Origin of the sequence: Rhizobium sp. OAE497, from assembly GCF_040546565.1 — a bacterium.
Lineage (GTDB): Bacteria > Pseudomonadota > Alphaproteobacteria > Rhizobiales > Rhizobiaceae > Rhizobium.
Map to the genome: position 1 here is coordinate 2,731,532 of NZ_JBEPOA010000001.1, position 21,466 is coordinate 2,752,997.

At 62.2% G+C, this 21,466-nt stretch carries 15 protein-coding genes and 1 tRNA gene; 6 read left to right on the forward strand and 10 right to left on the reverse strand.

Going from position 1 to position 21,466, the window contains the following annotated elements:
- Positions 1-53: 53 nt before the first annotated feature.
- Entirely contained in the window at positions 54-1,793 is a 1,740-nt protein-coding gene (araD, locus tag ABIE40_RS13975; RefSeq protein ID WP_199627441.1) for an L-arabinonate dehydratase, read from the forward strand.
- A gap of 66 nt (positions 1,794-1,859) precedes the next feature.
- On the opposite strand, the gene ABIE40_RS13980 is transcribed toward araD, so the two are convergent.
- The 6 genes from ABIE40_RS13980 to ABIE40_RS14005 all read right to left on the reverse strand — a co-directional run bounded on the left by ABIE40_RS13980 (position 1,860) and on the right by ABIE40_RS14005 (position 10,218).
- Positions 1,860-2,594 carry a TIGR02594 family protein gene (locus ABIE40_RS13980; RefSeq protein WP_199627443.1) on the reverse strand — a complete coding sequence of 245 codons (735 nt, stop codon included), beginning with the start codon at positions 2,592-2,594 and terminating at the stop codon, positions 1,860-1,862.
- 65 nt (positions 2,595-2,659) lie between these two features.
- Positions 2,660-5,422 carry an adenylate/guanylate cyclase domain-containing protein gene (locus ABIE40_RS13985; RefSeq protein ID WP_199627445.1) on the reverse strand — a complete coding sequence of 921 codons (2,763 nt, stop codon included), beginning with the start codon at positions 5,420-5,422 and terminating at the stop codon, positions 2,660-2,662.
- A 17-nt stretch (positions 5,423-5,439) separates the two neighbouring features.
- On the reverse strand, positions 5,440-6,639 hold the full coding sequence (locus ABIE40_RS13990) for a reprolysin-like metallopeptidase (protein WP_199627447.1): 1,200 nt from the start codon (positions 6,637-6,639) through the stop codon (positions 5,440-5,442).
- Between the two features lie 385 nt (positions 6,640-7,024).
- A complete protein-coding gene (locus tag ABIE40_RS13995; protein WP_130277702.1) occupies positions 7,025-7,849 on the reverse strand; it encodes a transglutaminase family protein in 825 nt (274 codons plus the stop codon).
- Between the two features lie 15 nt (positions 7,850-7,864).
- Complete coding sequence (locus ABIE40_RS14000; RefSeq protein WP_112719498.1) at positions 7,865-8,809, reverse strand: alpha-E domain-containing protein; 945 nt, start codon at positions 8,807-8,809, stop codon at positions 7,865-7,867.
- A complete protein-coding gene (locus ABIE40_RS14005; protein ID WP_199627449.1) occupies positions 8,809-10,218 on the reverse strand; it encodes a circularly permuted type 2 ATP-grasp protein in 1,410 nt (469 codons plus the stop codon). The genes ABIE40_RS14000 and ABIE40_RS14005 overlap by 1 nt, the downstream gene beginning before the upstream one ends.
- A 288-nt stretch (positions 10,219-10,506) precedes the next feature.
- Here ABIE40_RS14005 and ABIE40_RS14010 point away from each other — a divergent pair, with 288 nt between their 5' ends.
- A complete protein-coding gene (locus ABIE40_RS14010; RefSeq protein ID WP_199627457.1) occupies positions 10,507-11,247 on the forward strand; it encodes a phosphotransferase family protein in 741 nt (246 codons plus the stop codon).
- Here the strand turns inward: ABIE40_RS14010 and ABIE40_RS14015 are convergent.
- A complete protein-coding gene (locus ABIE40_RS14015) occupies positions 11,244-12,479 on the reverse strand; it encodes an ROK family transcriptional regulator (RefSeq protein WP_112719500.1) in 1,236 nt (411 codons plus the stop codon). The genes ABIE40_RS14010 and ABIE40_RS14015 overlap by 4 nt on opposite strands.
- 224 nt (positions 12,480-12,703) lie before the next feature.
- On the opposite strand from ABIE40_RS14015, the gene xylF reads away from it, so the two are divergent.
- The 4 genes from xylF to ABIE40_RS14035 all read left to right on the forward strand — a co-directional run bounded on the left by xylF (position 12,704) and on the right by ABIE40_RS14035 (position 16,347).
- Positions 12,704-13,744 carry a D-xylose ABC transporter substrate-binding protein gene (xylF, locus tag ABIE40_RS14020; protein ID WP_112719501.1) on the forward strand — a complete coding sequence of 347 codons (1,041 nt, stop codon included), beginning with the start codon at positions 12,704-12,706 and terminating at the stop codon, positions 13,742-13,744.
- 248 nt (positions 13,745-13,992) lie between these two features.
- Positions 13,993-15,303 carry a sugar ABC transporter permease gene (locus ABIE40_RS14025; RefSeq protein ID WP_112719502.1) on the forward strand — a complete coding sequence of 437 codons (1,311 nt, stop codon included), beginning with the start codon at positions 13,993-13,995 and terminating at the stop codon, positions 15,301-15,303.
- Positions 15,304-15,317: 14 nt separating this feature from the next.
- Positions 15,318-16,100 carry an ATP-binding cassette domain-containing protein gene (locus ABIE40_RS14030; protein ID WP_112719503.1) on the forward strand — a complete coding sequence of 261 codons (783 nt, stop codon included), beginning with the start codon at positions 15,318-15,320 and terminating at the stop codon, positions 16,098-16,100.
- A 170-nt stretch (positions 16,101-16,270) separates the two neighbouring features.
- Positions 16,271-16,347 (forward strand) — tRNA-Arg (locus tag ABIE40_RS14035).
- Between the two features lie 38 nt (positions 16,348-16,385).
- On the opposite strand, the gene ABIE40_RS14040 is transcribed toward ABIE40_RS14035, so the two are convergent.
- The 3 genes from ABIE40_RS14040 to ABIE40_RS14050 form a co-directional block, all read right to left on the reverse strand.
- Positions 16,386-16,979, reverse strand: coding sequence for a Swt1 family HEPN domain-containing protein (locus ABIE40_RS14040; RefSeq protein ID WP_199627459.1), 594 nt, complete (start codon positions 16,977-16,979; stop codon positions 16,386-16,388).
- Positions 16,976-17,701: a DUF5343 domain-containing protein gene (locus tag ABIE40_RS14045; RefSeq protein ID WP_199627461.1), complete on the reverse strand. Its 726-nt coding sequence runs from the start codon at positions 17,699-17,701 to the stop codon at positions 16,976-16,978. Before ABIE40_RS14045 ends, ABIE40_RS14040 begins: the two co-directional genes overlap by 4 nt.
- A 301-nt stretch (positions 17,702-18,002) precedes the next feature.
- On the reverse strand, positions 18,003-21,218 hold the full coding sequence (locus ABIE40_RS14050) for a methyltransferase (RefSeq protein WP_199627463.1): 3,216 nt from the start codon (positions 21,216-21,218) through the stop codon (positions 18,003-18,005).
- Positions 21,219-21,466 lie beyond the last annotated feature (248 nt).

Genomic DNA, 21,466 nt, shown 5'->3' on the forward strand with positions numbered 1-21,466 from the left:
GTGATCCGGGCCGTCGCGAGGGCGGCTCGGCATTCCTCAAAAGGCAAGAGACAATGTTCAAGAAAGCGGAATGGCCCCGCAAGCTGCGGTCGCAGGAATGGTACGGCGGCACCAGCCGTGACGTGATCTATCACCGCGGCTGGATGAAGAACCAGGGACATCCCCACGACCTGTTCGACGGACGCCCTGTCATCGGCATCCTCAACACCTGGTCCGACATGACGCCGTGCAACGGCCATCTGCGCGAACTCGCCGAAAAGGTGAAGGCCGGTGTCTGGGAAGCCGGCGGCTTCCCGATGGAAGTGCCCGTCTTCTCGGCCTCGGAAAACACCTTCCGCCCGACGGCGATGATGTACCGCAACCTCGCGGCACTCGCCGTTGAAGAAGCGATCCGCGGCCAGCCGATGGACGGCTGCGTGCTGCTCGTCGGCTGTGACAAGACCACGCCGTCGCTGATCATGGGCGCGGCTTCCGTCGACCTGCCCTCGATCGTCGTCACCGGCGGCCCGATGCTGAACGGCTATTTCCGCGGCGAGCGCGTCGGCTCCGGCACGCATCTCTGGAAATTCTCCGAAATGGTGAAGGCCGGCGAGATGACGCAGGCCGAATTCCTCGAGGCCGAGGCCTCGATGAGCCGTTCGTCCGGCACCTGCAACACCATGGGCACCGCCTCGACCATGGCCTCCATGGCCGAAGCGCTCGGCATGGCGCTGTCCGGCAATGCCGCGATCCCGGGCGTCGATAGCCGCCGCAAGGTCATGGCGCAGCTGACCGGCCGCCGCATCGTGCAGATGGTCAAGGACGACCTGAAGCCCTCCGACATCATGACCAAGCAGGCCTTCGAAAACGCCATCCGCACCAACGCGGCGATCGGCGGTTCGACCAATGCCGTCATCCATCTTCTCGCCATGGCAGGCCGCGTCGGCATCGACCTGACGCTCGACGACTGGGACCGTTGCGGCCGCGACGTTCCGACGATCGTCAACCTGATGCCGTCGGGCAAGTACCTGATGGAAGAGTTCTTCTATGCCGGCGGCCTGCCCGTCGTGCTGAAGCGCCTCGGCGAAGCCGGCCTCCTGCACAAGGATGCGCTGACCGTATCAGGCGAGAGCGTCTGGGAAGAGGTCAAGGACGTCGTCAACTGGAACGAAGACGTCATCCTCCCGGCTGAAAAGGCCCTGACGCAATCCGGCGGCATCGTCGTCGTTCGCGGCAACCTCGCCCCGAAGGGCGCCGTCCTGAAGCCGTCGGCAGCCTCCCCGCATCTGATGGTCCACCGCGGCCGCGCCGTCGTCTTCGAAGACATCGACGACTACAAGGCGAAGATCAACGACGACAATCTCGACATCGACGAGACCTGCGTCATGGTCATGAAGAACTGTGGTCCGAAGGGCTATCCTGGTATGGCCGAAGTCGGCAACATGGGTCTGCCGCCGAAGGTGCTCAAGAAGGGCATCACCGACATGGTGCGTATCTCGGACGCCCGCATGTCCGGCACCGCCTATGGCACCGTCGTCCTCCACACCTCGCCGGAAGCCGCTGTCGGCGGTCCGCTGGCCGTGGTCAAGAACGGCGACTTCATCGAGCTCGACGTCCCGAACCGCCGCCTGCACCTCGACATTTCCGAGGAAGAGTTGGCAAAGCGCCTCGCCGAGTGGAAGCCGCACCACGACCTGCCGACCTCCGGCTACGCCTGGCTGCACCAGCAGCACGTCCAGGGCGCCGATACCGGCGCCGACCTCGACTTCCTGAAGGGATGTCGCGGTAGCGCAGTGGGCAAGGACAGCCACTGAGAAGTGCGAAACTCGAATGCGAAAGGCGGCCCTTGGGTCGCCTTTTTGCTTTCGTGGGTGCTGTGATCAGCAGATCGGCCGCGGCGACACCGCCGGACGGAAGGCCGAGATCCGGTGAAAGGAATGGAGCGCCAGCCCGGAACCGGGGAAAGGCACATCACGGATATTGATCGAGGAATGGCCGTGAATATCGGTCTGATTGCCGCCGATGACCCGGTAATTGCTACCGCTCCTGCCGAGATAGAGGGCAACATGGCCGCGGCAGCCTGTGTTGCCCCGCTTGAAGACGACGACGTCGCCGACCGAAGGGCTGCGCGTCAGCCCGCCCGCCTTGCGGAAACTGCCGGAGACCGTGCTGCGCGTGCCGCCGTCATAGCCGCAGCGCTCCAGGCACCAGTTCAGAAAGGCCGCGCACCACGGCGTCCGGTCGCCGCTATGGTCGTCATCGGTGGCCCGGTAGAACTCGACGATAACGGGGTTCCAGCGGCTCGCCCATCCCGCATTATAGGCCTCGCCGTCCCGGTTGACGTCGCGAAGACCGGCGAAGTAGCGCATGACTGCCAGCGGCGTCGAACGCGGCGCGGCGTTGATGATCCGCCGTGCCGTCGCCTCCTCGGAGCCTGACGGCGGCAAGCGGCCGCGCAGGTAAAGGCTGGACGGCAGCGGCCCGGTGAAATCGGCGCCGTAGACTTTCGGACCGGCACTCGCAGGCGCCTCTGCCAGCATGTCGGCAGCAAAGACGTTGCCGCCGATCGATACCGCGCAGGTCGCTGCGGCAAGGAATTCCCGTCTGCTGATCATCACAAGCCCTCCCTCCGTGATCGTACGCGACAGTCAGGTCAGGCCGGGCTGCATGCCGGCCGGTCCTAGGATTTCAACGCAAACTCCACCACCTCGGCTTCCGGCAGTGCCGCCCCCTCCGCCTTGAGCTCCGTCAGCCGGATCGGAGCCATGGTTTCCAGGATGGCGCAAAGCCGCTCGTAGCCGACCCTCTCGGTGATCTCCCGGCTTGCCGTATCCAGCACATAGAAATGCTCGCTGTAGCCGAGCAGCACCGCGGCGCGGTCGAGATCGCCCTCGATGCCGACGATCAGCGCCAGATGCTCGACCATACGCGTGATCGCCGCCGGCCAGCCGAGCGAGCGGGCCTTCAGCAGCCCGTTGAATGCCGTGAGCCGCGCCTCCGTCAGCCGGTCGGAAGCCAGCAGATAGGCCGTCAGATTGCCGAAGCCGAGCGCCAGCTGGCGCCTGTTGCAATCCTCGTGGTCGATCATCTGGCGCGCAGTGCTGATCGCGGCCGCGACATGGCCCTCGGCGAATTCAAGCTCGGCAAGCGCGATCATCGCATTGACGATGCCCTGCGTGTCGCCCAGCAGCCGAGCCACCACGGACGAGCGGTCGATCAGGGTGCGAGCCTCCGCAAAATGACCTTCGAAATAGGCCGCTACAGCGCGAGAGCGCAGACAGGCAGCAAGAGGCTTTGTCGGCGGCAGGGTCGCGAGCAGCTCCAACGCTTCCTGGAGATAGCGCAGCGCTTCCTCACGCTGGCTGGGCGTCAGCAGCGCCGCCCCTGCCCGCGCCAGCGCCTCGCCCGAGCCCAACTGATCACCGAGATTGCGGAAATGCGCGGCCGCCTTGATCGCAGCATCGAATGTCGACTTGTCGCCATGCGAACTGACCGACGTCCGCCCCAGCCAGAGCCGCGCCGCGACATCCTCCGCGGTGTCGTCGGGAAGCGAGCCGACGGAGAGCGAGAACCATCGCTCCCGCTCCGGCAGCAGCGAAAGCTCGTCCCATATCCGCAGGCTGACGCTGGTCAGTTCCCGGCCGATATCGGCGTCCCCTTCCGGCCCGAAAGCCCATTCCAGCGAGGCGCGCAGATTGTCGATCTCCGACTGATAGGACGTCATCCATGGCTCGGTCGGCATGGACGGCCAGACGCGGCTCGCCTGCGCGTAGAATTGCGTCATGTACTCGGCAAGACGCCGCCTGCGGCCCCGCTCGCCGAGTTCGAAGAGCTTTGCGAAGGCATATTGGCGCGTGGTTTCCAGCAGCGAATAGCGGGTGTTCTCCGTCGAGAAATCGGCAGCGACGAGGGACTTGTCGGCAAGCGAGGTGATGAGCTGCAGCACATCGTCGTCGTCGATCGGATCGCCGGAGACGACCGCCGCCGCCGATTCCACCGTCCAGCCGCCGACGAAAACAGACAAACGCCGCAGCAGGGTCTGCTCCTGTTCGCTGAGCAGATTGTAGCTCCACTCGAACAAGGTCTGCAGCGTGCGGTGGCGCGGCGGGGCTCCGCGCGTTCCCTGCGCCAGCGACCGGAACCGGTCACGCAGGCCTGCCGCCAGCGCTTCCGGGCGCATGATCCGAAGCCTGGGTACCGCAAGCTCGATCGCCAGCGGAATGCCATCCACCTGATGACAAATGCTGATCACCGCCTCCAGATTGGCCTCTGTCAGCACGAAGTCTCCGGCAGCCGCCGCCGCGCGTTCGACGAACAGCCGCACCGAGGGAAACGCCATCGCCTCGTCGACCGTGCTTCCTTCCGGTGGCGGCACGGCGAGGCTTGGAACGCGAAACAGGTTTTCGCCCGAGACACCCAACGGCTCCCGCGATGTCGCGAGGACCGACATTGAAGGACAGCCGGAGAGAATGGCATCGACAGCATCCGCCGAGGCATCGACGAGATGCTCGCAATTGTCGATGATCAGCAGCGCCTGCTTTTCGCGCATGAAGCCGACGGCGCTCGCAACGGCCGTCCGGTTATGCTGGACGGCGACGCCGATCGTCCCGCAGATCTGCTCGGCCACCAGCTGCGGATCCTCCAGCCGTCCAAGCTCCACGAACCAGACGCCATCGGGATAGGCTTCCACCAGCCGCGCGCCGAGATCGATCGCAAGCCGCGTCTTGCCCGCCCCGCCGGACCCGATCAGGGTCAGCAGCCGCGCCCGCTCCAGCCGGCCGATCAGCTCGGCGGCCTCCGCCTCACGCCCGATTAACGATGTCAGCGGCCGCGGCAGGCGATCAGCCCGGGCGCCGAGCGAGCGCAGCGGCGGAAAGGCCTCGTTGATACCTTCGGCAACCAGCTGGAAGACCTGCTCCGGCTCCTGCAGATCCCGGAAGCGGTGGCGGCCGAGATCGAAGAGGTTGGACCCCTCAGGCAATCTCCCCTGCAACAGGTCGGCAACGGTGCCCGACACCAGCACCTGCCCGCCATAGGCGACGAGCAGCAGCCGAGAGGCGCGATTGATGCCGGGACCGAAGCAATCCTCGCCGCGCACCTCGACCGGTCCGGCATGCACGGCCATGCGCACATTCATGCCTTCGATCGCCCCGAAATCCTGCGCATTCAGCGCCCGCTGCGCCTGGAGGGCGGCAGAGACGGCGGCGGCCGGGGCGGAGAAGACGGCATGGAAGGAATCGCCGACCGTCTTGAACACGTGGCCGCCATGCGAAAGGATTGCCTCGCGCAGGATCGCGTCGTGCCGTTCGAGCGCCTCCCCCATCGCATCAGGGAATTCCTCCCAGCGATAGGTCGATCCCTCGACATCCGTCAGCAGGAACACAAGCACGCCTGATGTCAGCGGGCTGCCCGCCGGTTGCTGTGGCGACATTTCAAACGCCATTGCCCATCCTTCCGTCTCTAGCGGAATGCCGCGGCCCGGCCGGCCGTCGCATTCAGCAGCCGGACCACATCGGCGCGGCGCGCATTGCCCCAGTCCGGCGGACGCGACCATTGCGGCTGCCGCACGCAGGTGACGCGCCGGCATGGATAGGCCATGACGCTCTGCTTGCGCTGCGGCTCGTTCCGGTAGCCATGACCATAGGCAAACGGACAGCCGCTGCTGTCCTCGACATTGTGGCAGGCGCCAAGCAGGTGGCCGATCTCATGGGCAAACGACAGGTTCTTGATCGAACAGTCGAAATAGTTCGATGCAAAGGCCGAGGCCGCATTGGCATAGACCTGCTGCGACCAGCCGCATTCGCCTCTGTCGGTGGTGATCAGGAGTACGAGATCGGCCTTGGTCCGGTCCCGTATCGCATGGATGCCGTCCATATAGCCGTCCCGCCGCGCCGTCAGGCGGGCCGTGTCCCGCTTCTGCGAGCCGGTCTCGGTATATTGCACGACCTGCGCATCGGCCAATTCGACCCGGGCATTCACCGAGGACTTGGCAAAAGCGGTGTTCGTCTCGTTGACCGCCTGCTTGGCAAACAGCGCGATATTGCTGATCTGCGCCTTCGCCTTCGGCGTGAAGAAAACCAACACGCGGATCGTCGCCACCGCCCTGTCGGCCTTGCGCAATTCGCGGCCCGGCATCTCGCGCTTCTCGCCGCGCCGCTGCAGCCGCCGCTCCGTGTGATCGGGCGGCAATCGATCGGTGGCGACCTTGATCATCACATGCGCGCCGCCACCGATCGGCTCGATGCTGTAGAGCTCCTCATTGGTCCGGATCGTCGCCGAGACCTCGTTGCCATCGACGGTGACGACGGCATTGGCAGGACTTTCCGCATTGCTGCGGTTCGCCGCCTTTTCCTCGCCCGACCAGACGAAATCGCGCGCCGTGGCCGCGACCTTGTCGTTGCCGCTCAGCGAAAGCGACCGGCCCTCGCCGAGATCGAAGGTAACGTCGCCGCCCTTTTTCAACTGTTCCGGATCAACCTCAGCGAGCCTTGCCCATTCGGTCGTCGGCAGCGATTTGATCGCCTTCAGCTCGTTGTTTTCCTCGGTGCTGAGTGTGGTCGCCTCCGGCAGCAGCCGCACGAAGCTCTGCGCCTGCGCATATCCGGCAGCGCCGGCAACCAGCATGAATGCAATGATCTGTACGATTTTCCGCTCAAACATGGTGCGATCCCCCAGATGAAACAGGCGTGGCAACCGGCTGAAAAACCGGACACGCATTTCAGGAACGGCAAGATCAAGCCGTTGAATTATCGCATGTTGGCACTGTGATTAGCGCGGCCGGTCAGTCCCGCCGCTATCCGCGATGTTATCGGGCCGACAACTTCGGTCAAAGACCCGGACAGGCATGGCACAGGCGCGCAAAGCACCCGCACAGATCTTCTGCGGATTTTCAGAATATTGATCGGCAAAGGCCTGCATTGCTGACATGGATACTCTCCCCATGGTCAGTTGCCCACTGCATTCCTAGGTTGATTGTAGCACAGGTGCGCGATATTACATTAGACTATATTGCGATTAATATATTTTGATCGCTATCCGTGTGACATCAGCTCTGGCTTTGGCTCTGTGCCTGCCCCTGATCTTCCACCTTCACCACCACCGAAAGCTTCTCGCCCGGCGTGCCGATGCGCATTCCCGAGACCGGTGCGGCGTCGCGGTAGCAGAGACCGGAGGCGGTGCGGACGTAGCGGGCATCGGGGCAGATCTTGTTGGCGGGGTCGAAGCCGACCCAGCCGAGGCCGGGTATATGCGCCTCGCCCCAGGCATGGGTTGCCGCCTGGTCGACCTTCTCTTCCATCATCAGGTAGCCGGAGACATAGCGCGCCGGGATCTGCAGGGCGCGGGCAGCAGAGACGAAGATATGGGCGTGGTCCTGGCAGACCCCACTCTTCTTCTCCATCGCCTGCTCGGCGGTGGTTTCCGTATCGCTGGTACCCGGCTTGTAATCGACGGTCTCGTGGATCGCCGCCATCAGCGCGTGCATGCGGGCGAGATCGTTGTCGCCGCTGACGGTCTTGATGAGCTCCTTGATCAGCTTGCCGGGCTTGGTGCGCGGCGTGTCGCGCAGGAAGAGCCAGAGCGGGCAGAAGCCGGTATGCGGGCCGGTGACGCCATTGCGGTCCTCGGTCTCGACCTCGCCTTCGGCGACGATGCGCGTCACCTGCTGCTCGCCTTCCAGCGAGACGAGGTTGACGTGATTACCGAACTGGTCGTCATACTCGACCTCGGGCGTGGCACCCTCGACATGCAGCGACCAGTTGGCGACCACCTGGCCGAAGCCGCTCGGCGGCGTCAGGCGCAGGCGCTGCAGCGAAAACTGCGCCGGCTCGTCATAGCGGTATTCGGTGATGTGGCTGATCTTCAATCTCATCTTTTCATCCGCCGCTTATACGTAGAACCGGTAGCCGTTGGTGATCTCCACGCTGAGCGTGTTGTTGCGGTTGACGAACTCTTCGAGGAATTCGTGCAGCCCCTGATCGATCACGTCCTTGATCGCCCGCGCATGCAGCGATGCCCTGATCGCATCCGCCGTGTCATGCGCCGAAAGCCGCTCGCCGCCATAGCTGCGCGAGATATAGCCGAGATTGCTGACGATCTTCTCGTAGCAATAGGCAAGCGAGCGCGGCATCTGGCCGTTGAGGATCAGGAAGTCGGCGATATTCGCTGCCCGGTACTCGTCGTCATAGGCCCAGCTGTAGGAACGGTGCGCCGATACCGAGCGCAGGATCGATTCCCATTGCACGTTGTCGACCGACGATCCCACCTGCGAGACCGATGGCAGCAGCACGTAATATTTCACGTCGAGAATACGCGCCGTATTGTCGGCCCGCTCGATGAAGGTGCCGATGCGGGCGAAGTTGTAGAGCTCGTTGCGCAGCATCGAGCCGTGGAAGGCGCCACGGATCAGCCCCGCCCGCCGCTTGATGACGTCGATGACCTCGGGCAGCTCCGCCGCCTTCAGCCGCTTCGAAAGCAGCGCCTTCAGCTCGATCCAGCACTCGTTGGTCGCTTCCCAGGTCTCGCGCGTCAGCGCCGTTCGCACCATGCGGGCATTGTTGCGGCCATTGTCGATGCAGGACATGACGCTCGACGGGTTGGAGAGATCGCGCAGCAGATAGTCGATCGCATCGGCGCTCGTCAGCTTTGCGTGACCCTCGTCATAGGCCTCGCGCACGCCGGCGCTCTGCAGCACGCCGTCCCAGTTGTCGTCCCCCGTCCCGCTGCGTGTCAGCGACATGCGCAGGCCGGCATCGACGAGACGCGCGATGTTTTCGGCGCGCTCGATATAACGGAACATCCAGTAGAGTCCGTTCGCAGTTCTTCCGAGCATCAGTCCTCCAATACCCAGGTGTCTTTGGTGCCGCCGCCCTGGCTGGAATTGACCACCAGCGAGCCCTGCTTCAGCGCCACGCGGGTCAGCCCGCCCGGAATGATCTGTACCTTGTCGGAAACCAGCACATAGGGGCGCAGGTCGACATGGCGCGGCGCAATCCCCTTGTTGACGAGGATCGGCACGGTCGAAAGCGACAGCGTTGGCTGAGCGATGTAATTGTTCGGCCGCGCCCTCAGCTTCTCGGCGAAATCCGCCCGCTCCTTCTTGGATGCGGTCGGTCCCACCAGCATGCCGTAGCCGCCGGAGCCGTGAACCTCCTTGATGACGAGCTCCTCGATATGCTCGAGCACGTATTTCAGGCTCGACGGTTCCGAACAGCGCCAGGTCGGCACGTTCTCGAGGATCGACTTGCGGCCGGTATAGAACTCGACGATCTCGGGCATGTAGGAATAGATCGCCTTGTCGTCGCAGATGCCCGTGCCCGGCGCATTGGCGATGGTGATATTGCCCGAGCGGTAGACGTCCATGATCCCCGGTATGCCGAGCGCCGAATCCGGGCGGAAGGTCAGCGGATCGAGGAAATCGTCGTCGACGCGGCGGTAGAGAACGTCGATCGCCTCATAGCCGCGGGTGGTGCGCATCTTCACCTTGCCGTCGATGACGCGCAGATCCGAGCCTTCGACGAGCTCGACGCCCATCGTATCGGCCAGGAACGAATGCTCGTAATAGGCGGAGTTGTAGATGCCGGGCGTCAGGACGGCGACGCGCGGCTTGCCCTTGCAGCCGGGAGGCGCAAGCGAAGCCAGCGACTGGCGCAGCAGATAGGGATAGTCCTCGACGCGCTGCACCTTGTTCTCGTGGAACAGCTCCGGGAACATCTGCATCATCGTCTCCCGGTTCTCCAGCATGTAGGAGACGCCGGAAGGGGTGCGGGCATTGTCCTCGAGCACGTAGAACTGGTCTTCGCCGGTGCGCACGATGTCGGTGCCGACGATATGGGTATAGACACCGCCCGGCGGCCGGAAGCCGATCATCTCCGAGAGGAAGGCGACGTTGTTCTCGATCAGCTCGCGCGGAATGCGACCGGCGCGGATGATCTCCTGCTTGTGGTAGATATCGTCGAGAAAGGCATTCAGCGCGATGACGCGCTGCTCGATGCCCTGCGCGAGCTTGCGCCACTCACGGCCGGAGATGATGCGCGGGATGATGTCGAAGGGGATGAGCTTTTCGGAGGAGTCCGCATGTCCGTAAACCGCAAAGGTGATGCCGGTTTTCCGGAAGATGTTTTCCGCGTCGCGGGATTTTCCGATCAGATGCGCCCTGTCCTGGGCATTGTACCACTCGAAATATTTCTCATATGGCTGACGCGGACTCTCGCCCCCGGTGATCATTTCATCAAATGCCAAAGGTGTGGCTCCCCTTTTTTGTTCATTTGAATACAACGCAAATAGCAATGCAAGAACCATGCACAGTTCGCAGGGAAGATTTGTAAAATCGTCTGCAACGCCGAAAAGCGCCGAAAAACTGGGCATTTAAGCAAGGATGGCACGAAGCGCGAAAGTTTCAATCGCCAGGGCCAGCACAAAATATAAGCAATTGATGATTTTACGCCCTGGCGCCCGATTCAATTCGCGGCAGCAGCAAGACGCATTTGCGCCTATGCTTGAATGGAGAGGAACGATCCGGAGCCGGACATGAACGAGATTGGCGCCTTATTGGGATCAGGCAAGGAAGCCGATGTCCATGCCTATGGTGATCATGCCCTGAAGCTCTACAAATCGCCGGGCGTAAAAACGCCGGCCTTTCGCGAGGCCGCAAATCTCGCCGTGGTCGAACGCCTCGGCCTGCCCGCGCCCCATGTCTACGCTGCCGGTAGACATGACGGGCGCTGGGGTATCGTGATGGACCGCGCACCGGGCGCATCCTTTGGCAACCGGATCAAGACGGAGGGCCTTCAGCCGGTCCTGGCGGAAATGGTGCAGCTGCAACTTCGCCTGCACGCCGTACCGGGGACCGGGCTAGCATCGCTGAAAGACAGGCTGACCGCGAACATCCGGAAGGCACCGGAGATTGGAAGCGCGCTGCGGGAAACACTGCTGTGGCAGCTTGCGGCTCGTTCAGAACAGGACCGCGTCTGTCATGGCGATTTCCATCCCTGGAACATCCATGGCGCCGGAGACCACGCGATCATCCTCGACTGGCTCGATGCCTGCTGCGGAGATCCGCTCGCCGACGCCTGCCGCAGCTATCTTCTGATGCTGCATGCGATGCCGGAGGCGGCCCACATCTATCTCGAAATCTATGCCGGTCAGAGCGGCCACTCCGCCGATGAGATACTCGCATGGCTGCCGCTCGTTGCCGCAGCGCGTCTCACGGAAGGTGTCGACAGGGAACGCGATCAGCTCCTCCGGCTTGCGGGCAGCGGCAGCGCTTAGGCCGAACGCTCCAGCCCCACCTGGCTGCCGCCACCGAGAATATCCTCGTCGAGCAGCGCCAGCGCCCGGTTCAGGTGTCCCTCGAAGACGAGGTTCTGCTCGTCGGCGACGACGCGCAGTTCCGGCATGCCTTCCAGGCGCACCAGATGCGATTGGCCGAGCCCCTCCTCGATCCCCTGCCGCAGCAGATCGTAATAGCGCGTGCCGGGACCGGTGATCGCCACCGGCATGCGTTCGGTCATGCTCAGCATACGCGACAACCCGTTGCCGAGCGCCAGCCCCGCCTGGCGGAAGGCGAAGGCAGACATGCGGTGACCCTGACGGGCGCGGGCCGCGATCTTGTCGAGTTCGCTGACGGGGACGAATTTGGCAGGGATGGTATCGAGCGGCACTTCGAAAGCGGTTCTGAGGATCGCATAGAAGCCCGCATAGGCCTCGATGCATCCCTTGGTCCCGCATCGACAAAGCCCGCCATTCGGCGTGTGCAGCATATGGCCGAAATTCGGCGCCGAGGTCTCGTGGCCGCCATTCGCCCCGCGCCGGACGATGCCGAGCCCGATGCTGTGGCCGAGCGACAGCGCTGCCAGCGAGCGGAAATCGGCGCCCTTCACATTCTCCTCATGGGCGCCGAGTGCGGCGGCGACCAGCAGCGTTTCGTTGTCGAGAATGACGCGCGCCTGCCATTCCGGCCGCAGCAGCGATTCGAAATCGATCCGGTCCGTGCCGAAGATCGGCGACCAGAGCAGCACGGGTTCGGCGGCATTGACGAGCCCCTTGCTGCTGATCGAGATCAGCAGCACCCGCTCCTGCGAAATGCGCGAGCGCTGCAGGATGCGCTCCAGCCCCTCCTTGACCGCGGCGGCAAAGGCGGGCGCCCCGGCCGGATCGTGCGAGCGCCCCTCGCTGAACCGGTCGATCAGCTTGCCGGCATAATCGACCAGCGAATATTGCACGGCGTCCGAGGAGATGATGACGACGATCAGATAGCCGCAGTCGCGCCGCGGCCGGAACAGCACGCGCGGACGCCCGCGCCCGCTCGCCGCCTGCTGTTCGGAGCGCTCGATGATCTCGGATTTTTCGAGATCGGCGGTGATCGCCGAGACGGTGGCGGAGGAGAGCTGCGTGTAATCGGAAATCTCGGTATGCGCGAGCGCGCCGTGGCGGCGAAGGGCCGCGAGAACAAGCCCGCTATTCCTTTGCCGCACAGACTCTGTGCTCGATTTGGTCAGCATGAATGCCGCCCTTCCCCCGCTTCCGCCCTCGTTTCACAAGCCATCTCCAACAACTTCTGAGTGTCGGACGATTCTGCCGGTAGTGGCCTGTTGACAGTTGAAAAAATCTCTGACACTAAATTTCTCGACTGTCGAGAAAATAATTAGTTTTCTGGACAGCGATCCGCGGCGGCCGGAGGAAACCACTGGCTGGGGCTGGCCGCTCATCACTTGGGAGGATAGTTATGAAATCTATTATGAAGCTGATGGCGGGCGCCGCCATCCTCGTTTCCATGCAGACGGCTGCAATGGCCGCCGACCTCGTCGTTGGCGTGTCCTGGTCGAACTTCCAGGAAGAGCGTTGGAAGACCGACGAAGCTGCAATCAAGAAGGCACTCGAAGCCGCTGGCGCGAAGTATATCTCCGCTGACGCGCAGTCTTCGGCCGCCAAGCAGCTGACCGACGTCGAATCGCTGATCTCGCAGGGCGCAAACGCCCTCATCGTTCTGGCTCAGGACTCCGACGCAATCGGCCCGGCCATCGAAAAGGCTGCTGCTGAAGGCATTCCGGTCGTCGGTTACGACCGCCTGATCGAAAATCCGGCTGCCTTCTACATCACCTTCGACAACAAGGAAGTCGGCCGCCTCCAGGCTGAGGGCGTCTTCAAGGTCAAGCCGGAAGGCAACTACGTCTTCATCAAGGGCTCGTCTTCCGACCCGAATGCTGACTTCCTCTTCTCGGGCCAGATGGAAGTTCTGAAGGCTGCAATCGACGCCGGCAAGATCAAGAATGTCGGCGAAGCCTATACCGACGGCTGGCTGCCGCAGAACGCGCAGCGCAACATGGAACAGTTCCTGACCGCCAACAACAACAAGGTCGACGCAGTCGTTGCTTCCAACGACGGTACGGCTGGCGGCGCAGTGGCTGCTCTCGACGCACAGGGCATGGCTGGCTCCGTTCCGGTTTCCGGTCAGGACGCCGACAAGGCCGCTCTGAACCGCATCGCGCTCGGCACCCAGACGGTTTCCGTCTGGAAGGACTCGCGTGAACTCGGCAAGCGCGCTGCTGAAATCGCCCTGCAGCTCGCAGGCGGCACCACCATGGACAAGGTCGACGGTGTCACCACCTTCGACGGCGGTCCGAAGAAGGTGAAGATGCAGTCGATCTTCCTGAAGCCGCTCGCCATCACCAAGGAAAACCTGAACGTCGTCATCGACGCCGGCTGGATCTCCAAGGCTGAAGCTTGCCAGGGCGTCAAGGCCGGCAGCGTCAAGGCCTGCGACTAATCCTCGACGGGCAACCGACATGCCGGCGCCGCAGCGGCCACGCTGCGGCGCCGGATGCGGATGAGCAAAAGAACACGGCTCTCCGCCTCGCCAGCACCGCGAACGCTTTTCATTCCCTGCCAAAATAGCGCCGTGCCTTGAACGCCTATTTCGGAAGCCTCGCGATGATCGATTTGAAGAACAGGGCAGCGAACCGGATTTTTCGGGCATCCGGCCTGCGCCCAAACAATGGGGGAAACGGCAAACCCATGGCAGACCTCACCCAATCGTCATCCAGCAACCCGCGCACGGCTGACGCTAACGCTTTCACGCGCTTCCTGCGCGCCACCGAGATCGACACGCGTCTGCTCGGCATGGTCGCGGCGCTGCTGGTCATCTGGATCGGCTTCCACCTCTATACCGGCGGGCTGTTCCTCACCCCCCGCAACCTCTGGAACCTCTCGGTCCAGACGACCGAGATCGCGGTTCTCGCGACGGGCATGGTGCTCGTCATCGTCACCCGCAACATCGACCTGTCGATCGGCTCGATGCTCGGCCTCGTCGCCATGATCATGGGCGTCGTCCAGGCGAAATTCCTGCCGCAATATCTCGGCTTCGACAATTCCTGGACCTGGGTGATCACCCTTGCCGCCGGCCTCATCGCCGGCACGCTGATCGGCCTCTTCCAGGGCGTCATCATCGCCTTCATGGGCGTGCCCTCCTTCATCGTCACGCTCGGCGGCTTCCTCGCCTGGCGCGGCCTTGCCTGGTACGTCACCTCGGGCCAGACGGTCGCGCCGCTCGACACCACCTTCCGCATCATGGGCGGCGGTGCCGAAGGCGCCGTCGGCGCCACCTGGAGCTGGATCATCGGGCTTGTCGCCTGCGTGCTGATCGTTCTCGGCATCATCGGCTCGCGCCACCAGCGCAAGCGCTTCAACTTCCCGCGCCGTCCGCTCTGGGCCGAATATTTCCTGGCCGTGCTCGGCTGCGCCCTCGTACTCGGCGCCATCTGGGTCTCGACCATCTATTACTGGCCGGTCGCCATCGCCAAGAAATATGCCGAAGCCAACGCCATCGCCTGGCCCGAGACCGGTCTGTTCATCTCCTACGGCATCGCCGTACCGGTGCTGATCGCCGTTCTCGTCGGCATCGTCATGACCTTCATCGCCACCCGCCTGCGCTTCGGCCGCTATGTCTTCGCGATCGGTGGCAACCCCGAAGCGGCCGAGCTTGCCGGCATCAAGACCCGCTGGGTCACCGTCAAGATCTTCGCGCTGATGGGCTTCCTCGCAGCCGTCGCCGCGGCGATCTCGACCGCCCGCCTCAACGCGGCCGCCAACTCGCAGGGCACGACCTACGAGCTCTACACGATCGCCGCAGCCGTCATCGGCGGCACGTCGCTCGCAGGCGGTACCGGCACGATCGCCGGCGCCATGCTCGGCGCGCTCGTCATGCAGTCGCTGCAGTCGGGCATGGGCCTCGCCAATGTGGATACCCCCATCCAGAACGTTGTGGTCGGAGCCGTCCTCGTCGTTGCCGTCTGGCTCGACACGGTCTATCGCTCGCGTGCCAAGTAAGAGGAGTACGATCCATGACTGAACAACGCACTCCCCTTGTGGAACTCAAGAATATCTCGATCTCCTTCGGCGGTATTCACGCGGTCGACAATGCCTCCGTCGACCTCTATCCCGGTGAAGTCGTCGCCCTTCTCGGCCATAACGGCGCCGGCAAGTCGACGCTGATCAAGATCCTCTCCGGCGCCTACAAGCGCGACAGCGGCGAGATTCTGATCAACGGAGAACCTGTCGACATCCGTAATCCGCGCGATGCCAAGAAATACGGCATCGAGACGATCTACCAGACGCTCGCCGTCGCCGATAATGTCGACGCCGCCGCAAACCTCTATCTCGGCCGCGAAATCCGCACCAAGTGGGGCACGCTGGATGACGTCGCCATGGAAGCCTCGGCCCGCGAGGTGATGGGGCGCCTCAACCCCAACTTCCGCCGCTTCAAGGAGCCGGTGAAAGCGCTTTCGGGCGGTCAGCGCCAGTCGGTGGCGATCGCCCGCGCCATCCTGTTCAACGCCCGCATCCTGATCATGGACGAGCCGACGGCCGCCCTCGGCCCGCAGGAAACGGCGCAGGTCGGCGAGCTGATCAAGCAGCTGAAAAAGGAAGGCATCGGCATCTTCCTGATCAGCCACGACATCCACGACGTCTTCGACCTCGCCGACCGCGTCTCCGTCATGAAGAACGGCCAGGTGGTGGGCCACGCCCGCACCGAGGACGTCACCAAGGACGAAGTGCTCGGCATGATCATCCTCGGCAAGGTGCCGCCGAAAGCCATCCCCGGCCCCGGCGCCATGCAGGTCTGAGGCATCACGACAACGGAAAGCCCGCCGCCCCAGACAACGGCGGGCTTTTCATCCGAATTCCGGTGACACCACCAGCCATTCCGCCGATTTCGCCATTTGGCGATTGAAGAGCGCCGAAAGCTAGGCTAAGAACCACCACATCGGACAGGCGATTCAAACCGCCACGGCATGCACCCGTAGCTCAGCTGGATAGAGTGTTGGATTCCGATTCCAAAGGTCACAGGTTCGAATCCTGTCGGGTGCGCCATTTTTTGCAGTTCTGTGTCGCCGCATAAATGCGGAAATCTATTCCATTAGCTTGTACCAATCGCGGATAGCCAGCTTTAGCCGGATTGCCTCTTCTTCGGGTAGAAAATTGCAATGGGCAATTGGCCCTCGGACGAGGTTCAACCGGTTGATAACGCGAAGAACCCTGTTTCGCGTAGCATTCGAGAACATCCCTGAAAAGACCTCCCAGTTGTCCTTCACGATTTCGCCTAGTTCTCCGAACGTCGTGTAGTCAATCAAGCGGTCAGAACGAGGAGGCAGTCCTTCAGCCGCCTCACGATCGTAGTTCTTCTGAACGTTGTCTCTGACCACTTGGGGAACGCACGTTTTCCACCAATCGCTTCCGTTGCTCTCAAGCATCGTCGCTTCGATCAACTCTCTAATGTCGTTTTCGAGCGCGTAAAACAGCTTGTAAAATTCGCTCATCCGCTCAGCCGCGACAAGTGTTTCGAAATCCACCTGCTTCAAGTAATCGGCCACCAACGAATCGGCCTGAGCTTCAAGTGCGCCCCTCGTGTTGCCGATCCTGTTGTTACTAAAAGCGGTCCGAAGATCGCGAGTTATCACCGCATTTTTAAGGATGAACAGCTCTATGTGATCTTCCTGGCTCATCTTAGGAGATTATCCCGTAGACTTTTGAATATCGCATTGAAAACCGCAATGTTCTCAGTTTCCGGAAGAACAATGTTTATCTGATACGACAACCCGAGCTTTACTCCATCAATTGACCGATCCAGAGAAATCTTCTCAGAACCATTGCCGATGTCAGTCTCGCGGGCAGCATCTATATCTTTTGTGATGTCGGACGTAATGAATGCGCGAATGGCTTCGAAGGACGCATACATCAGTCGGATGATGCCATCAGCTTTCTTTAGTCCTGTAATTTCGACAAGGACATCTTTGACAGCATTCTCATCAGCGCGGTGTACGAATTCCTTCCGCTTGAACAATTCGCCAAATGCGTTTCGCAGTCCTTCGTAAGCGGCTTGGCTCCGCCCCCCATCAGTCTTAAATTTCGAATACAAAGTCGTGGGTGAGCCGTCGGGACTGAGAAACTGCATCTTCTTCAACATCGGCGGTACTGCTCTGGCACCACCGCCGGTGAGGTGGAGGATCGTATCCATGAAGTCTGGACTAAATTTGTCAGGACGTTCCGCGGCAATTATCCCTTCTAGGGCGCGTTTAAACACCCCAGGAGACGGCGTATATGGGACGCCGCCTTTGATCTCTCTCTGCTTCGCTTTATCAACAGACGACGCGGGAGCTTCCTCTGCCGGATCGTTCGCATTTTCCGCTGCCTTCACAGCGACTGCAGGATTCTGTTGCTTTGCCATGATGCCCCCCAGCTATCACGGAGCTTATCGTAATAGCCTGGCTCTGCAAGGTGAACGCGAGTTTGCCCGCAACTAATAATTTTAGTGTAAGCTAGCCAGCGCTCCTTTTCACAACTGCAGGAGCTTGCAGCGGCGATACCCGATCCCCTCAAAGATCGAAGACTGAGCGACGAGGACTGAATTTAGGATGACCTGTTCTGCTGTTTTCCGTCGCTGAAGCCGAAGACTCGTCGCGCGCCAACCCAATACAAAAACGGCGCCCTACTCCCGGCGCCGCTTCCATCTCATCCCTCACCAAACCTCAAACATCACACCTGAACACCGCCACATCCGTGTGGTTCCCGACGAGCTCGATCGTTCTGAACCGTCCGGTCTTCCGCAGCGTCTCCGAGAGGCGCTCGTGGAAGAAGACGAGGTAGTTGCTGTCGACGTGGCCGTGGCGGACTTCGTAGCCGGAGATGATCAGGCGCTTGGCGGTGCGCGATGCGGCGAATTCGACGAGTGCGCGGTAGACCTCCGGGTCACCCTGGTGGATCAGCACTTCCATGCAAATCACCACGTCGTGCAGCGGGATGGTGTCGGCATGGCGCTTAAGGTCGAAGACCTGGAAGCCCCATTCCGGCTTTGAAGCCTTGGCGATGTCGATCGCTTCCTGCGAGCGGTCGAGACCGAGATAGGTCTTGATATCGAGCGCCTTGACCACCTCGAGATCGCCCGAGCCGATATCGAGAACGCTGCCGAGCTGTTCGACGCCGTTGTCGATCAGGAGCTTGCGCTTGTAGATCAGATTTTCGCCGCGCGAGCCGACGCCGGAGCCGCGCTGCGGATTGACCTTGTAGCGAAGGTTCCAGAACAGGTCGTTGCGGAACTCGGCGCGGATCAGCGTGTTCGCCTTGGTGAAGGCGTCATGCACCATCGGGTTCATGTCGCAGCGCGGCGAGAGCAGCCCCTGATCGTTCACGCAGTGCTCGTGATAGTGCAGGATCCTGATCGGCTTGCCGGGCTCGGCATAGCCGTGGTGGCCGGGAACGTGGCCGTAGTAATTGTAGTTCGAGCTCAGGGGCTCGTAGGCAAGGTTGCCGGCGGTGATCGTCAGCCACATCGCCACCTGATCGACATTCTCCGACCGGCCGGCGCGCTGCAGCGGTTCCGGGTTGGCAAGCAGCCACAGCGCCCATTTGCGCCACTCGGTGCGCACGGTAGCAAGAAGCGGCTTCGGAATGACATAGACGCCGCCGTTGCAATTGCCCCGGAAAGTTTCGTCCGTGCCGTTATCGGCCGGCAATTTCGGACCGACCGACTGCAGCTGCGCGGCACGGGCCACTTCGAGCAGAACCGGGATCGGCGGATTGGGCGTATCGACGACCTTCGCCTTCAGCGCCGTTCCGGTCGCGAGCTCCGAGAGATCGCCGAGCGCCATCGTGTCCGCATCGAGCAGCACGAGATAGTCGAACTCCTCCTGGCCGAACGGATCGAGCTGCGAGATCTTGTTGCAGTATTTCTTGTCGCCGAAGGCTTCGAGGCGATGCGTGCGGTATCCCTTTTCCGAGAAGATCAGCACCAAGTCATCCGAAACGCTCGGCGTGAACTGCACATGGATATCGGCAGGCTTGGCACCGGCAAACTCGACGAGCGACTTGGCGCAGTAATAGGCCTGGAACACGAATTTCGGATGATTGTCGACCGCGATCGAATAGGCGACCTTGGCCGATTTGCCGGGCTGCGCAATCTGTACGCCGCCGAGGGGTACTGCCCGCTGCGCGTCGACGAGCGCCAGCAACCTTGCGATTTCCCGGTCCTTCGCCTCAATGATGCTGCCGCCGTTTCGGAGGAGATCGTAGGCGTTCTGCCGCGGCGGGATGACCTTGCCGAGGAGTGCGGCGGCATCCAGCTTGACGCGCCGTCCTGTTGTTTCCGCCTGGAAGGCTTCTTCGAGCGCGAGGTACCTGACGCAGCTATCGTCCGACAGCGGCATTCCGGCGGCGCGCGTGGCGATCGCCAGGAACTGGCGGATATCCATCTTCAGCGCAGGCTGCGGCTTCTCGCAGAAAGTCAGCGCCGACAGGGCATCATAGAGGCCGCGGAACAGCAGATAGCCGAGCTCGATCGTCTCGCCCGCAACCCATCCGAGATTGACGAAGCGGATCGCCTCGCCATCGAACATCATGTTGCGGGGCGTGGCATCCAGCAGGGCCCCGGAGACCGGCGCGCTCGCATTCAGCCGCGCATTGCGCGCCAGGCCCGCCTCTTCCTTCACGGCATCCCACCAGACCTGCGTCCAGCTTTCGAGGTCTGACAGCGGCCAGTTGTTGCGCCCGACGATATATTGCAGCTCGTCCTTCCACCGCCGTCCGGCAATCAGCGGCTCGCGCTTCAGCTGGACCGCGAACCTGGCATCGGCAGGCGCCCCGCCCTCGGCCAGCAGCCTCTTGCGATCGCCATAATAGCCCTCGCCGTCCTTGCCGAACTCGACGACCGTGCGGTATTGCGGCGCCCGCGGCAGGCCGTAGTGATAGCCGAAGACGCCATCCCCGGCGATTTCGCTGGCAGAGGAGACGACCAGGAACGAGTTCGCCAGTTCGCCGGCCAGGCCGTTGCGAACCACCGCGCTCCAGGCAAAATCCGTCGTGAATGTCTTGACCGCCGGCGTCTGCGCGTCGGCCTTGCCTGCCGCGCTGATGAGGCCGGAGAAATCCGCCGGCATATCGGCAACGAAAGCATCGTCCCTGAGAACAGAAACCGGCAGCTTGTAATCCGGATAGGGATACCACCATTCCTGATGCTTGAACCCAGCGCGGCCGATGCGCTTGCCGAGCTCCGCCTTGCCGAAGGTGACGACGCCGCGCGACATGTAGCGATCTTCGATGCCGAGCATCGGCTCGCCGAGATGATCTTCCGGGAAACCAGCGAAATATTTCAGGCCGAGCTGGTTTTCGATGGCGACGATCAGCACGCCATCGGGCTCGAGATAGCGGGCCGCATGTTCGAGCATGAGATCGACGGGATCGCGCCCCTGCTCCTTCGAGAAGAAGACGCGGGCATATTCCAGGACGCCGATCAGCGTCACGGTCTTGAATTTGCGGTCGGAAGCAAAATCCTGGAAGGGATCGACGACGACGCTGACATTGTCGAGACCGCGGCAGCGCTCGGCGGCAATCGAGGCCCGGCGGTGGCTGCCTTCGAGCGCGACCACCTCAAGGCCGGATTCGCCCAGGAATCGTGTGACGGCGCCGCAACCGGCTCCGATTTCCAGAACCGGCCCCTGAATGTGTTTCATGATCGGGCGCAGCAGATTGGCGCGCTCGGAGCTCAGATGATAGAGCGAGGCCCAGTCGCTCACCGCATTCTGGATTTCCGCCGAGAAGATCGAACGGTCGCGCGCATTGCGGATGGTATTATAAAGACGCGTCTCTATTTCATCGCCATCGGAATAGGAAAAAGGCCGGCTATTGCCCGGGCGGCGCCACACATTCTCGTCCTGGCTGTATTCATAGGACGACATAAATTCCATCTTCATTCAACCAGCCCTGCTTTATCGAATTGAACCTGACGCACTCTACGAAGGCGCCGCCCGCACGATCGGATGCCAGCCTCTATCGACTCGGCACCCGTTTTCGGGAGATCCGCCACTTGGGGCATAGTTGGTACGGAGATTAGCTTGCGCCTGCCTGTTGCGCTTAGGTTGCGTGAGACAGACACCGGCGTTTCGAGAATTCATCGATCCGCGCTAAGATCGGCCGGCTTCAGCCTTTGGGGGACTGCCTG